The 15,093-nt window shown below is 44.8% G+C and carries 8 protein-coding genes; 2 read left to right on the top strand and 6 right to left on the bottom strand.

Going from position 1 to position 15,093, the window contains the following annotated elements:
* The first annotated feature begins 246 nt into the window (after positions 1-246).
* Complete coding sequence (locus tag K6V21_RS05315; RefSeq protein ID WP_224321099.1) at positions 247-726, top strand: hypothetical protein; 480 nt, start codon at positions 247-249, stop codon at positions 724-726.
* Positions 723-2,945, top strand: coding sequence for a suppressor of fused domain protein (locus K6V21_RS05310; RefSeq protein ID WP_224321098.1), 2,223 nt, complete (start codon positions 723-725; stop codon positions 2,943-2,945). Before K6V21_RS05315 ends, K6V21_RS05310 begins: the two co-directional genes overlap by 4 nt.
* A 47-nt stretch (positions 2,946-2,992) precedes the next feature.
* On the opposite strand, the gene K6V21_RS05305 is transcribed toward K6V21_RS05310, so the two are convergent.
* From K6V21_RS05305 to K6V21_RS05280, 6 genes are all read right to left on the bottom strand, one after another.
* Positions 2,993-4,561, bottom strand: coding sequence for a glycoside hydrolase (locus K6V21_RS05305; RefSeq protein WP_224321097.1), 1,569 nt, complete (start codon positions 4,559-4,561; stop codon positions 2,993-2,995).
* Positions 4,562-4,583: 22 nt separating this feature from the next.
* On the bottom strand, positions 4,584-7,019 hold the full coding sequence (locus K6V21_RS05300) for a sugar-binding domain-containing protein (RefSeq protein ID WP_224321095.1): 2,436 nt from the start codon (positions 7,017-7,019) through the stop codon (positions 4,584-4,586).
* Between the two features lie 9 nt (positions 7,020-7,028).
* A complete protein-coding gene (locus K6V21_RS05295; RefSeq protein ID WP_224321094.1) occupies positions 7,029-8,636 on the bottom strand; it encodes a glycoside hydrolase in 1,608 nt (535 codons plus the stop codon).
* A gap of 108 nt (positions 8,637-8,744) precedes the next feature.
* Positions 8,745-10,403 carry a RagB/SusD family nutrient uptake outer membrane protein gene (locus tag K6V21_RS05290; RefSeq protein ID WP_224321093.1) on the bottom strand — a complete coding sequence of 553 codons (1,659 nt, stop codon included), beginning with the start codon at positions 10,401-10,403 and terminating at the stop codon, positions 8,745-8,747.
* A 12-nt stretch (positions 10,404-10,415) separates the two neighbouring features.
* Entirely contained in the window at positions 10,416-13,454 is a 3,039-nt protein-coding gene (locus K6V21_RS05285; protein ID WP_224321092.1) for a SusC/RagA family TonB-linked outer membrane protein, read from the bottom strand.
* 19 nt (positions 13,455-13,473) lie between these two features.
* A complete protein-coding gene (locus K6V21_RS05280; RefSeq protein WP_224321090.1) occupies positions 13,474-14,985 on the bottom strand; it encodes a hypothetical protein in 1,512 nt (503 codons plus the stop codon).
* Between the last annotated feature and the right edge of the window lie 108 nt (positions 14,986-15,093).

Genomic DNA, 15,093 nt, shown 5'->3' with positions numbered 1-15,093 from the left:
AGAAAAGACTTGTACTTCTTGCTCTTTCTCTTATGAATATAATGACATTTGTCCTACCTTTTGGGTATCTTCCTGAATAAATACTAAATAAAAGTTCTTTGGAAAAGCAAATTGACAGAATGGAATTTGCAATTTGTCATGGCTTCTATAAAATAGCCATTATCCAATTGTAATTTTTTATGGCAGTTTATAGAGTGAATAAACTGAGTTTTTATATCTTTGGACATCATTAAACCACAATGAACAATGGATGAAACATTAAGGAAACAAATTGATGCTTGGACAGAAACTGACGAGCATGGTAGAATTGTTGATATGTTAGGACAGATTTCGCCTGAAGAAAGAGATTCTGAAGCTACAGGTTTGCTGGCATGTGCATATGACAACCTGGGTGAATATGAAAAAGCTCTGCCTTTCCGGAAGCGGGTGCAGGACTTTTGGAAGTGGTTTACCGATAACGAGGAGGAGCTCTCCCGGATTGTTGAGAACCGTGGGCAGCTTGACGGTGGTGATGCTGTTGAGTTTGTTACCGCCGGTACGAATTTGATAGATGAGGATGTGCATTTTAACCTGGGTGGAGACTATGAATTCACATTCTCCCCCAATATCACTTCTATCTTTCCGACTTCCTTCAGGGTAGTGATTTGTTCAGGCTGTATGAAACGGAGGATGACGAGTCTGAGGAATAAAAATGAATCCATAACTATAAATATATCGCAACCATGAGTATAGGTTTCAGATTAACAACGAAATGCAAAAGCGTTTCTTCATTTCAGAAATTGTTGGATGTAGTTGCTGCCCGGCACGAGGCATCTGTCAGTCATACAGAAGATTATTCTGAATTATCAGTCTGCCGTTTAGGAAATATATTCTTCAATTATGAACAGGAAGAAGATGATATAGCTGTCATAGGTGATTGTCAGACTAACCTGTTGGGAGCAGGTTTTCATAAGGCTGCGATAGATATCGTTGACGAGTTGGTGGAACTGAGAGACTCCTCTACTGAGGTGGAGGACGATACGGAATATTATGAACACAGGGACTTTGAGCGGATGCGTTCCGAACATTTCTATCGTTGGCTGAACGCCATTGTAGAACTCTGCTGTGAACGTATGAAAGAGAATTGCAGCATGTCTGCCATTTGTTGGGATTGTAATAAGTACATGCCCCGTGAGATAGAAGGAACGGTGGTATCTCCTTTCGGAAGAATATGTCCGGAGCATTTCATCGAACGGATAAAGGATGAGGGTATCGAGAGGTTGGCAAGCGAATTTTTCATGTGGAATAATGAAGAGCGTGATGCATTATTCTATCGGAATACGGCTTTGAGTGCCTTGTGGGAAGATTGCTATTTTATGCTTTCCGCACGTAGTGAAGAAGACATGGAAATCAATTCGTTCATTATAGAAAACCTGGAGAAGGCTGCCGCAATGGATACGTCTCTTGCTTTCCCGAAAGAAGACTATCTGTTGCTTTGTCGTTTGGCGGAAAAGGAGCCGGTAGATGTTTCTGCATTGCCGGATTTCATAAGTGAATTTCCGATTGGTTATCGCAAGGACAAAGTGACCTATACATTAGGAAATCTGAAGTTTGATCTTCCGGGTAATTACCTTTATTTTGAAGAGGATGATTCTCGCGGGTATTATGATGGAGAAGACGAAAATTGGCATGTAGTGCGGATGTTGGCGTATTCTATGCCCGATGACGAAGCGGACTATCTGGAAGACGATGAGAATGTGCTGATTGAGGAGAAGTTTTTTGAAAACGGTAAGTGCAGGCTTTATGATCTGGGTGGAGAAGAAGAGGAAGACAATGATGAATATGTGTGCCAATGCCAGATTATCACTGAGCATCAGTTCACCCTGTTTACCCTTTCGTGCGAGGGAAAGGATGAAGCGATGGGCTTTTCAGCCAACTTTATCGATCATCTGACTGCTACTAAAACGAACAAGCATGATAAATTGCTCCAGCAAATAGAACAATGGAATGCGGACGATGAAGAACAGAAGATAATTGACGCCATCCTGGAAGTTCCTGAAGAGGAGAGGACTGCTGAGTTGACGGGACTTTTGGCGCGTTCATACAATAATCAGGGGAATTATAATGAAGCCATTGAACAGCTCCTTTCAGTAAAGGAAGAATGTAAGGAAGACGCACTTTGGTTCTATCGGCTGGGTTATGCTTATTATTATCTGAATCAACTGGATAGGGCACAGAAAGCCTTTGAACGTTCATTGGAATTGGATCCCAGCGATGAAGATGCGAGGGAGTATATTGAAAATTGTAAGAATGGTGTTTTGCCTCATCCTGAGATGTACGAAGAGGAGGAATTGGATGCTCTTGAAGCGCATATTGACAAGTTCTTCGGTCATTCGGATCATGTGTTCCATGAGATCGCTTCACCGGATATCCATGTGGATATCTTTATTGTCGAGCCGACGGCTGAGAGGAATTATTACACGCTGGTCACATCGGGCATGGGTGCCCATCGGATGAATGTACCCAAGGAACTGGCTGAGTATAAGTTGGAGCGTGCGGAGATAGTGGTATATTTACCTGCCGACTGGAATATTTCTGACCATGAAGAAAAGAATTACTGGCCGCTACGTTGGCTGAAGATACTTGCCCGTCTGCCGTTAGAAGAGGACTCTTGGTTAGGTTGGGGGCATTCTGTACCCAACGGGAAACCGTTTGCAGAGAATACTCAGCTTTCCAGTGTATTATTGATCAATCCGGAGAATGTGGGAGAAGGAGCTGCTGTTTGCCAATTGCCTAATGGGGAAGAAGTGAATTTCTATCAGATGATTCCACTGTACGAAGAAGAAGTCAACTTCAAGATTCAGAATGGTGCGGAAACATTGTTAGGGAAGATGGGAGAAATAAGTGCAGTGGTAGATATTCATCGTTTGAATGTCTGCGAGGGATTTGGTCGGCCGGAAGAATAGAGATTCACCACAGAGTGATACTCTGTGTCACTCTGTGGTGAAATCTTTTAATCCTGAGAAACAAAAGTGATAACGGAACGTGCAGGAATCACTGCTATCTGTTCATTTTTCAGTTTCTTAATGGGTAGAAGATCTTCACCTGCTTCATCTGAGGTGCGGTAGCCTTGCCATGACTTTACTTTGGGACCATCCACTTTGAAAGTGAAATTTTTCTCCTGATCAGCGTAGTTGATAACTACCATTACCCATTGTCCGTTTGTATTCTGATAAGCAGAACACATGAGCCCTTGGGGATCAGTATCTCCTTCCGGGATTACCTGTCCGGATTTGTCTGTTGCCTTAATAGACATGCGTACAGCTCCCGGACGTATAAAGCGGCTGTAATTACCTAATATCCATAATAATTTAGAGTCTTCCACTTTACCGTCATGAAGATCGGGATCAGTGTATTCGCGTAGCAATCCGTCTTTGTAGTCACCTCCTATGGCACGCCACCACTGCCAGCTACGTGCTCCTGCATAAACAATGTCGTGATGAATGATACGGGCCACATAGAGAGCTGTTTTCATTGTATGATCAAATCCACCGCCTCCGCCAATTTCTTCATCGTTCCCCATAATGCAGGTTTCCGTTTGCCAGAAGTCGACTTTGTATTTGTCCAGTGTATCACGTAACTGACGACGGTAATCTCTCAGACTTTTTAAAGGCGTATTGGTCCAATAGCTGTGTCCTGCAATGAGATGGGGGACATTCGGGGTATTTCCCAGATAAGTATCTACACTGTCGGGACAGAAGAAAGATTGTATTTCGTATCCACGTTCATGGTTTGTCATGTGTGTGGAGAACATACAACGATAGTCTGACGCTTCGCAGATGGTGATTTCCGTATCAATACCCTCTTTCACAAACTCTTTGCTGATGAGGTGTACGGCACGGGCAATTTCTTTCTTTGTTGCCGGGGTGCCTTCTTGTTTGGGACCTATCCAATTCCAGTGTCCGTCCGGTTCGTTGAAAGGGGAGAGGTAATCGAACTTAATGCCGTCTTTCTTTTCAACTCCTTTTATCACATTTGCCAGGAAACGGGCGAAGTCTTCATAATGTTCCGCTTTCAGATTCAGTGTGCCGTTACGTCCGGTGTTGGTGGCAAGCCCGTTTTGAGTGAAATAAACGGGTGGAGAGTTTAGGAAAGCAAGGAATTTATTGACTCCACGTTCCTTTGCTAACCGGAGGAAATTACGCTGTCCCTGTTGCTTGTCCCAGTCATAGCTTCCGTCCGGTTGCAGAAAACATTCGGTACGCATCCAAGGGGAGCTTATCTGACTGGCTTCGCCTTGTTCCGTGCTTCCTGCACCTACATTGAAGCGCCACAGAGAAAGCCCGATTCCTTTGGGCTTTCCGTTAGCGTCATTTTCTGTACTGAACAACCAGTCGGCTACTTGGTCCTGTTTCTCCTGAGGCCATTTGCCTATGATGTGCATGCTCCAGGCATCCGAAGCACTGAAATGATCCATGGTTTGCTGAGGCTGTTCGGGAATAATCTGATAGTTTATATCTGCTTGTGGGGAACACGAAGTAGTTATTGCGGCGAGGGCGAGTAATAATACTTTGTATTTCATATAAATATTTGTTTTTAGAGGATTATTTAGCATTCAAGACAATCTCTGTTCCTCGTAAAAGTGGTGAAGTAAACTTTACGCGAATCTGACCTTTTTCACCGACGGTCTGTAGGTAGGTAAGCAGGCGTCCGTGGAAGGCACGATGGTGATTATCGGTGTAGTCACTCATGTCGCTGTTATCGGAACCTTCGAGCCCCAGTAAATGTGCCGGACCTTCGATGGTGCAAGTAATGTCATTGTCGCCTAATTTCACTACGACACCCTTTTCATCTATCACTTCTACAATGAGATGTGCTGTAGCACGGTTGCAGGATAGATTGGTACGATCGGCACTTACACGGAGAGCGTAGGGACGACCGGAGGTTTTGATGGAATAGCTGGACAATATATTTCCGTCTTTATCGCAGCCTTCGGCTTTCAGCTCACCCGCCTGATAGGGAATATCCCAGTAGATGATACCTGTCTTTTCATCATAGGGTTTCATCTCACCTAGCACTTTTCCATCAAGTAACAGACGTGCTTGTGGGGCATTGGTATAGCAGACTACACGTATTTCCTGACCGGGATCATAATTCCAGATATCCCATGCATCGGGCGACAGGAAGGTGCGTCGGGAGTTTTTAAAACGATCCGGTATGGGATAAGTACCCACATAAGTAACCGGTTTTTCGCACCATAAGGAAGCACGGAAGTGTCCGCGGGGTTTGGGGAAACTGCCAAAGTCGAGCAATCCGGTATATAGTCCGCGTGAGGGCCATGCGCCCGATTCACCGAGATAGTCGGTACCCGTCCAGATGAATTGGCCGAAGATAAACTCTTTGTTTTTCACAGCATACCATGCATCAAGTCCCGAACCGTTTTCACTTCCGTAAATGACACGGTCGGGGTAGGTGGCATGATCTTCATCATAACGGTTTTCAGTATAGTTGTATCCTACTACGTCGATGGCTTCGGGATATTCTGTTTGATTGGACATGACAACTCCTGCCAGTGCTCCCGTTACGGGGCGTGACGTATCGACAGCACGGACGCATGCAGCCAGTCGTTTGGCTATCTTTCCGATGCGCATAGCATCAGGAGCATCCGGTTTGTAACCGCCAAACATGGGTTGATTGATGGTTGATCCGTCAAGAATGGGATGTGAGTAAGGATCATTCGGATAATCTACTTCATTACCAATACTCCACATGAAAATGGAGGGATGATTGCGGTCACGGCGTACCATGTCGGTTACATCCTGTTCAATCCATTCTTCGAAGAAATCGAAAGAACCGTCATAGGCGGGTTCACCTTTATTCCAGCCTTTTACCCATTTACGTTTCGGGAATTCCCATTCATCGGATGCTTCATCCATGATGAGGAGTCCCAGTTGGTCGCATAGATCATATACGACGGGAGCCTGTGGGTTGTGGCTCATGCGGATGGCATTTACACCTATCTCTTTCAGATTGTTCAAACGACGCTCCCATACTTCCGGAGGTACTACGGCACCGAGTACACCGGCATCATGATGCAGACATACACCTTTGACTTTCATCCAGTTGTCATTGAGCGCAAATCCTTTATTGGGGTCAAACTTCAGTGTACGGAGCCCTACTTTAGTCTCACATTCATCAATACGTTTTCCATTGCTGAGCAATTCTGTTTTTAGTGTATAAAGGTAAGGATCGTCCAGATTCCAACGGTGGGGTTTAGTTATTTTCAGTGTGAGATTTTCTTTAGTAATACCTTCTTTGCCATCAGAAACACGAGTGCGCCGTTGCGCTACTTGTTTGCCGGTAGCATCGTATAGTGTAGCCGAAAGTTCAAGTCTGTTGCCGGTTGTTATGTGTTTCTGTACTTCCATATCTACGGCTATGGTAGCTTGCCGGTCGGTCAGAGAAGTAGCATGCCAACCTATGCCCCATTGTGCCAGGTGTATTTCGGGAGCGGCAATTAGCCATACGTCGCGATATATCCCCGATCCTGTATACCAGCGGGAATCAGCATAGCGGCTATGATCCACACGTACGCTCAACACGTTGTCCCCTTCTTTCAGATAAGGAGTCATGTCGTAGAGAAATGAGATATAACCGTTAGGACGTTTACCGAGCAGATGCCCGTTTAAATAGACTTCACTGCGATTGTATACCCCTTCGAAATAGATGTAATGGCGTGGGGCATTATCCGTGATCTTGAAATGTTTGCGATACCAGCCAATTCCGCCAGGTAAGTAGCCGGTGCAGCTTGCTAAAGAAGGTGAAAGTTGCCCTTCAATAGACCAATCATGTGGAAGCCTGAGTTTGCGCCATTCGCTGTCATTGAAGGCGGGATTTACAATGGTTGAGTCATCGGTTAGTCGGAAGAGCCAGTCTTCATTGAATTTGGTGGCATTACCAAATGAAACCTGCGCCTGTGCCGGGAGGCCGGTGAGCAGGACTGTCATGAGTACAGCCAGCGTGAATATAGCGTTTTTCATTTTGGGTGATTATTTTAGATTATACACTACTGTGGTTACACTTTCCGCTTCCAAAAGTACAGATTCTCCGGCAGATACGGTGGCTTCTGTCAGTTTTTTGCTATTGGTAGTGGTGTAGGTCCGGATTGATGTAGCTTCGTTGCTCCATCCTTCATGAGTTTCGCTCAGGCGGACATTCTTGCTGGACATGTTGGTGAAAACAGCTACTATTTTATCTCCTTGCGGGGATAGCCATGCCGATCCAAAGAAGTTGAGCGATTCGGTCAGCTGCATGTTGATACGTTGGTATCCGGGGCGGATGAACAGACTGTAATTACCTAATACCCAAAGGGTCGCTGTGGGTTGGAAGGTACCTTCTTTTTCTATGTTGTCATTGTTGTCGTTGATTCCTCCACCGGGTACGAGGGATATCAGAAGAAAACGGTTTTTATGTCCCCAACGGGCTACGTCCATGGAAGTCCAGTAGCTCCATGAAGATACTCCTGCTACAGTAAGGTCATTGTGTATCACTCTCGACATATAAAATGCGATATCCATTTCTGTAGCATTGTCATATCCTGCAAATTCTGTGTTGCTGTAGTTGTCTCCCAGCATGCTCCATTCACTTTGCCATACATCTACACCATATTGCGTTGCTGCTTGTGACACTTGTTTACGTACGCTGCGCATACCGTCCCAGGTGCCATCGGTCCAGTAGCTATGACCGCAGATTAGTTTCTTTACATGATTTAAGTCACCTACATAAGCTGACGAGCCGGGGGTGAAAAAGGCAGACATAACGTTACTGCGATTGGCATCGTCTTTGGTCTTATATAAGTATTCCCAGTCGCCCGATTCACCGAGCAGGATATCGGTAGACAAATTACGTTCGGTTAAGGCATCATCCAGTTCGCGGGCCAATCTGGCAACTTCGTCATTGGTCCAGCCGCTTCCTTCTTGTCCGCCATCCCAGTTGTATTGCGGTTCGTTGACCGGTGAGATGTGCGTCACAGGATAACCTTTATCTATGTAGTATTGAGCTACATCGCCCATGTAAGCGGCAAAGTCATCGTAGCAATCGTTTTTCAGGTTTGATACTCCTCCTTGGTTGGAGAAACCCTTGCCGTTCTGTGTATATTGTACGGGTGGTGTATTGCTGAAAAGGACGATACTTTCGCAACCGAACTCTTTAGCACGGTTCAGGAAATAACGTTGTCCTTCGCAACGATTCCAATCAAGGATCAAATCGTTTGTCAGGTATGACTCTGCGCGACGGGATTTATCGGTAATGCCGCTTGCATCGCCTTGTTCGGCAGTTCCACCACCCAGGTTTACACGCCACATGGAGAGACCGATACCTTTGGGGTTTCCTGCCTGGATTTCGGAAGAGAAGAGCAATTCGGTGATTTTGTCACGGCTGTTGGTCCAGTATTTACCTACATAGGAAGGATTCCAGCAGTCTGATGCACCGAATCCTGTGATAGTCTGATAGGTTTTTCCGGCATTAATGGTGACCAGTTTCTCTACACTATTCGGTACATCCGGTTGATCGGGGGTATCGGGTGTAGAAGGAGAATCGTCACTGCAAGCCATAAAGGAAAGCAGGGACAGCAGAGTGAAATAATATTTTAGTTTCATAAATATTCGATGGTTTAAAAAAAGACTGTCGCGGATAATCTGTTATGAAACTATCCGCGACAGAGTATAAAGACCTATTGAAGAATTCTATTTAGACATTCACCGGGGTTAATTCCAACCCGGATTCTGAACGATAGAACCATTAGACATTGTGATTTCATACAAAGGAATGGGGAATACCATGTCGCGGTTTTCATCGAAGCCAGCGCCTTTATTACTTGCTTCGCCCTGATTCTCCCATTCATAGAGGTCGCGGGTAGCGGCATCTGTGTTATACTTAACGAAAGTACCATTGGTTCCCAGCAGATTGGAAATCACCTTTTTGCCATTGTCGTCGGTCCAGCGGCGGATGTCATACAGACGGTTTTGTTCCCATGCTAATTCCAAACGACGTTCCAGACGAATATCCTTGCGGAGATCGTTGCCACTTGATTTCACATCGGCCAGGTTTACGCGGTTACGTACTTCGTTAAGGTATTTACGTGCTGTAGCATCATCACCCAGTTCGTTGCATGCTTCGGCATACATTAGCAATACATCGGCATAGCGCAGGATGCGGTGATCCAAAGGAATCTTGTCTGTATTGTACACTTCCGGACGCTTTTCGATAGGTACGAAATATTTGCGGACGATACGTGCCGATTTATGTTGTGCAGGGTCAATTATATAGCAATCTGGATCCCAACCGTATTTCTCGATATAAGTCTTGTAATTAGCCATGTCTTTGCTGTTTTCAATAAACTTATCGAAGTTATCTTCGCCGGCAATTTCGGTACATCCGGTTTTGATGATAGTCCAGCGGAGGCGTTCGGTATCACCTGCATCAATGTAGGCCTGTTCGAGGTTGGCAGTAGGTTGCCCCCAAGACCATCCGTCGCCGGGACCATTACGTGCACCGGTGATTATTGTCAGTGAACCGCCTAATGAATATGTACCGTCGTACATATACTGTACTTCAAACATACTCTCTTTGCTGTTGTTGTGATCAACACTCCATACGTCACCGAAGTTATCAAGCAGTTCGTACTCTTTGCTGTCGATAACGGTTTCCAATACATCATGTGCCTCTTGCCACTTTTCCTGATAGAGATAAACTTTACCCAGCAGGCCTAAGGCTGCACCACTGGTTGCACGTCCCATATCGGTGGCAGCATATTCACTACGTTTTGGCAAAGCGTCGGCAGCAGCTTTCAGGTCATCTTCAATGAACTTATATACATCTTCGGCAGAAGCGCGGGTGATGCCTTGTATCTCTTCGGGCAAGAGGAAGCTCGTAACGAGAGGTACACCGCCGAAGTTTCTTACCAGTTCGAAGTAGAAGTATCCGCGCAGGAAACGGGCTTCACCTATCAGACGGTTCTTCATGTCTTCGTCCGAGAACTCGGATTGTGAGATGCGTTCTACGGCTACGTTGCAGCGTAAGATGCCTTTATAACGGTATTGCCAGAAGTTTGAGATGGCTCCGTTGCTCTGTCCTGTACCCTGATAATGTGCTAAAGAGATATAATCACTCTGGCTTTGGGTTGTATTTCCCATCCAACCGTCGTCGCTGCACATTTCAGAAAGTAACCACACCGTATTGATGTTCCACCAGCCACCGAAGGTGATAGCCTGGTAGCAACCGGTGATGAATGACTCGGCTTCCTCTACACTTTGGAAATAGGTGTCGAGATTTTGTTGCCCACGCACTTCCTCGGTCAGGAAGTCCTCGCAAGAGGTGAATGTCAGCGAGGCAATCAATGTCAATATTGCTAATATCTGTTTCATTGTTATCAAGGATTAAAATTTAAAGTCAATACCAAACAAGAATGTACGTGGGTTGGGATAGGCAATGCCATCGATACCTGTTTCGATTACACTTCCATCATTACCAATTTGCGGACGTTCGGGGTCCATACCTGAATAACCGGTGATAGTGAACGGATTCTGTGCTGAGAATGAAAGACGCAACTCTGTTCCACGCAACAGCTTCTTGGGAAGAGTATAGCCTACCTGGAGTAGTTTGCATCGCATGTACGAACCATCTTCTACAAAGAAGCTGGATACGCGTGTATAGTTCTGATTCAGGTCGTTGTATGACAAGCGTGGAATGTCATTGCTGGTACCTTCGCCATGCCATGCTTTTTCCAGCGTACCTGCCCATACGTTCTGTCCGCTTACACCGGAATATAATCCTTTGGTTTTATTAAAGATATCGTTGCCGAGTGTTCCGTAGAAGTTGGCTGTGAAGTCGAAGTCCTTGTAATTGAAGCCCAGATTCAAACCTACCATAAGGTCTGGATAAGGGTTACCGATCCATGTCTTATCGTTTTCGTCCAGTACACCGTCATGATTCAAGTCTTTGAAGCGGATATCACCTGGCTGTGCTTTATCCTGTATCTGTTTTCCATGTTCGTTGGTATGAGCATATACCTCGCTCCAGTTTTGGAAGATACCATCTGCCACGTAGCCGTAGAACCGTGAAATTAAACCGCCGTCTTCGTTACGGATGATCTGATCACTATTGAACCCACCTGTCTGAATAGGTCCGTCTCCAGAGAATTTGATAGCTCTGTTTTTCACAGCTGAAAGGTTTACACCTACATTGTAAGAGAAATCAGATACTTTATCCTGCCAGTTCAGGCTTAATTCCCAACCGCTGGCTTTCATACTACCGATGTTCATCCATACAGTGCTGTTCCAATCGGGATAACCGATAGCGAAGATATTCTGTTTCTGATAGAGCATGTTGCTGGATTTCTTTTGGAAATATTCAAAAGTTACACCTAGGCGAGAGTTTAGGAATGACATGTCCACACCTACGTTCCAGTCTTCTACTGTTTCCCATTGCAACTGATTGTTTCCTACACCTGATATCATGGTACCGGGTACACGGACGGGAGTTGAACCAAATACATAGTCAGCTTGTCCCAGAAGGGTAAGAGTAGCATCGTTGTCGATGTTCTGGTTACCTACACGTCCCCAACCACCACGTAGTTTCAGATTGCTGAATACCTTCTGGTCTTGCATAAAGCTTTCGCTGATGATACGCCATGAAGCAGATACCGCAGGGAAGATAGCATACTTGTTTCCTTTAGGGAAGCGGGAAGAACCATCGGCACGGATAGATGCTGTCACATAGTAACGGTTATCATAGTTATACATGATACGTCCTAAGTATGATATCAACGTGTTGTAGGTGGTAGTACCGTCACCTTTCTGATTCTGTGTACCGGCATTTACTTCCTGCATGATGTCCATATTGTTGGGCACATCGTCGCGTGAAGCTTTGGTCTGGAACCATGCAAAACGTTCTGCAGTGAAACCACCCATTATATTGATGTTATGCTTTGAAGCAAAAGTGTCAGAATAAGTTGCGGTATTGGTCCAGTTCCAGTCGAGCCATTCTTGCATCTCACGGGAAACATTACTCAATGTAGATTGTTCCAAAGCGTCGATATAGAATTCGGGCGTGAATCCATCCGAGCGACGGAAGTGGGCATTGGCTCCGAATTGTGTACGTAAGGTAAGCTTTTCAATCGGATTTACTTGTAAATAGGTGTTTACAATGGCACCCATTTCACGTGAATGTCCATTCTGGCGTGACAACGAACCGGCTGGGTTCCATTCCTGGTTGTTATAAGAACGCTGATAGTTGTTAAACTCATTGTCCACCCATTGATCTTGTGGTTTAAATACAGGAGTTGTCGGGTCCATGGACATAGCAGCTGAGAAAAGGTTGGGAGTATCATCCCATGATTCTACGCGCGGTGCAATGTCAAAACCCATCTTCACGTATTTGTTGAAGGTATATTCCGTATTGAGACGTGCATTGATTTTATCCCAGTATCCGTAGTCGTATTGTGAATTGTTACGGAAATAACCTAAGCTAAGATTATAAACCAATTTGTCATTACCACCGGAGATGTTGAGTGAGTAATTCTGTACTAAAGCAGTCTTATTGATTACCTCATCCCACCAGTCGGTACCATTCGGATTGGTAGTGGCACCGGTGTCATTCCAGATAGAGGTACCTCCATCATTTGTATAGCGGGTATTGAACACTTCTTTGTATTCGGCAGCATTGGCCATCTTGGGCTTAGCCAACGTTTGGAAACCTGCCGATGCACTGAAACTGATATTTGTTTTTCCGGCAATACCTTTCTTGGTAGTAATCAGGATTACACCGTTAGAGGCACGCGTACCGTAGATAGCAGCTGCAGAAGCATCTTTTAGAACTTCCATGGACTGGATATCATTACTGTTTAGGAAGTTGATGTTCGTACCTACCGGCATACCATCTACCACGTAGAGCGGATCGGTTCCGTTAACCGTAGTTACACCACGGATCAATACTTTGGGTTGTGTACCCGGGCCACCACCGCTGGTTACTTGTACACCGTTGATCTTACCTTGCAAGGCGTCCATAGCGTTACCGGTTACAGTTTCGGTGATTTCATCGCCTTTTACTGTAGCGATGGAACTGGTCAGGTCACTCTTTTTCACGGCACCATATCCGATAACCACCACTTCGTCCAGTAGTTCGGCAGATTCCGACAGCACAACGTTGATGGTGGTCTGTCCGTTCACTTTGATTTCTTGTGTCTGGTAACCGATGGTAGAATACACAAGTATGGCGTTTGCAGGAACATTCATCAGTGTATAATCACCATCGATGCCTGTGATGGTGCCTGTTCCACTACCTTTCACTTGAATTGTAGCTCCGATCAAAGGTTCCTTATCGGTAGCTGAAGTCACTATACCTTTTACTGTTATCTGTTGTGCATAGCTGCATATTGACAGTAACAAAAGACATGCAATTAATAGTTGCTTTCTCATTTGTCAGACTATTATTAGATTAATTTACTCGTACTAATTTCGCTCTACCCAGGTGGGAATCAAACCAGAATTGATAGGTGCCTGTTACAGTCACTTTAGGTTTAGACCATACATCTTGTGTTGTAGTGGGACCGGTGTAATTGGAATTTTTAAATGCACTTCCGGTGTAATAGCCGAATATTTCAGGCTCTTCTTCAGTATCGCTGCACCAGCGAACAAAGTTCCACCATTGATCTGTGTGATAGTTGTGAATAATGAAGTTCATTGATTCTCCTGCTGTCAGTGACATAGGCTCATTGTAGAACAAGTGCGGGTTAGTGGCATCCTGTTTGAAAGAGACTACTCCGGTAGGATTGTCAGGTGTCAGACCGAACGTAAAGTCCATCATCTCACCGCTGTTGTTGTTCCATTTATCCATGGTAGGTAAGCCGTATTTCATGCTTGCAGGCCATGGGTCTACAGCTTCTGCAAGTGAATAAGTTTCCATTTCATACGTCTTCAGCAAGATATTAATATTGATTTTATAGTATACATTAGCTTCAGTCAGTACAATTGGTTTAGCCAGTGCCGGATCATCGGTCAACATGGTTTCATCTGTCGGATCAATACCATAACAAACAGGAGAAAAACTTGTCTTCTGCGGTAAGAAGAAGATTTCTGTATTAGCTTTCTGGCAATAATAGAGAGCTTGATATTGGAATTCGCCCACATGATCTATGCGCATCGGTACGCCGAATACATCGCTGTTTAGTTCAGTTTCGGTAGCTACGTCTGCCAGATACATCTTTTCGAAATCCTGCACATCGGTTACAGATACGGTACATTCTATCATTGTGCTTTTTCCTGTCTTGTCGACAGCGGTAAGAGTCATCGGATAGTCCTTCTTTTCATTAGGCATTGTGATGTTGAATGAGTGCTCAAAAGCTTTTTCGCCATCAGCATCTATTTTTAGGTTTTCATATCCTTCGATGCCTTCGATATTTACCAATAGATAATCCAGCCCGCGGTCGTCAGTTATCGAGATATTCATGTTGAGTGTAGGGATTTCACCTTCTCTCAGCAATACGGTGACCATACCACCCTTTTCGGGTGCAATAACGAATACAGGGTCTTCAAAGTCTCCGTCCAACGTTACAAGTACATCTTGTGAAACAGTACGTCCGCCTACGTCGGTTACGGTAACTTTTACGGTGAACTGTTCACCGATTTCATCCGGTTGAATTTTGAAGTCGTAGCTCAATTCGTAAGTTTCGAGAGGTTTCTCATAAATCTCGATCAAATCGATTGTTTTGTTGAGGTTCAGGTCGGCACATTGCAGTTGAATGGTTGAAATACCATCAGCATCTTTAATCGTTCCTTCCAATGTAAATGTGCGACCATTTGCAGTCTGAATGTGTTCGAGTGTCATTTCTATGGAAGGTGCTTGTCCGTCCACATCAGGATAGCCATCATCGTCGCTACATCCTGTAGTCCATAAAGTCAGTGATAAGAATGCCCAGAGTAGGGCAGCATTGAATAAATGCTTCTTCATACATATTACTTTTAAAGTTAAACAATTAGATACATTCTTTACTAAAATATCACTTTTAGATGATGCAAATGTAAGCTATCTTAAGTTTCTTGGACTGCATAAATCTTG

It is taken from the genome of Bacteroides cellulosilyticus (assembly GCF_020091405.1).
GTDB lineage: Bacteria > Bacteroidota > Bacteroidia > Bacteroidales > Bacteroidaceae > Bacteroides.
This window is presented reverse-complemented; position numbering and strand designations above follow the sequence as displayed.

Coding starts and splice junctions, on each gene's coding strand:
- K6V21_RS05315 (WP_224321099.1), top strand. CDS start 247: ATGGATGAAACATTAAGGAAACAAATTGATGCTTGGACAGAAACTGAC.
- K6V21_RS05310 (WP_224321098.1), top strand. CDS start 723: ATGAGTATAGGTTTCAGATTAACAACGAAATGCAAAAGCGTTTCTTCA.
- K6V21_RS05305 (WP_224321097.1), bottom strand. CDS start 4,561: ATGAAATACAAAGTATTATTACTCGCCCTCGCCGCAATAACTACTTCG.
- K6V21_RS05300 (WP_224321095.1), bottom strand. CDS start 7,019: ATGAAAAACGCTATATTCACGCTGGCTGTACTCATGACAGTCCTGCTC.
- K6V21_RS05295 (WP_224321094.1), bottom strand. CDS start 8,636: ATGAAACTAAAATATTATTTCACTCTGCTGTCCCTGCTTTCCTTTATG.
- K6V21_RS05290 (WP_224321093.1), bottom strand. CDS start 10,403: ATGAAACAGATATTAGCAATATTGACATTGATTGCCTCGCTGACATTC.
- K6V21_RS05285 (WP_224321092.1), bottom strand. CDS start 13,454: ATGAGAAAGCAACTATTAATTGCATGTCTTTTGTTACTGTCAATATGC.
- K6V21_RS05280 (WP_224321090.1), bottom strand. CDS start 14,985: ATGAAGAAGCATTTATTCAATGCTGCCCTACTCTGGGCATTCTTATCA.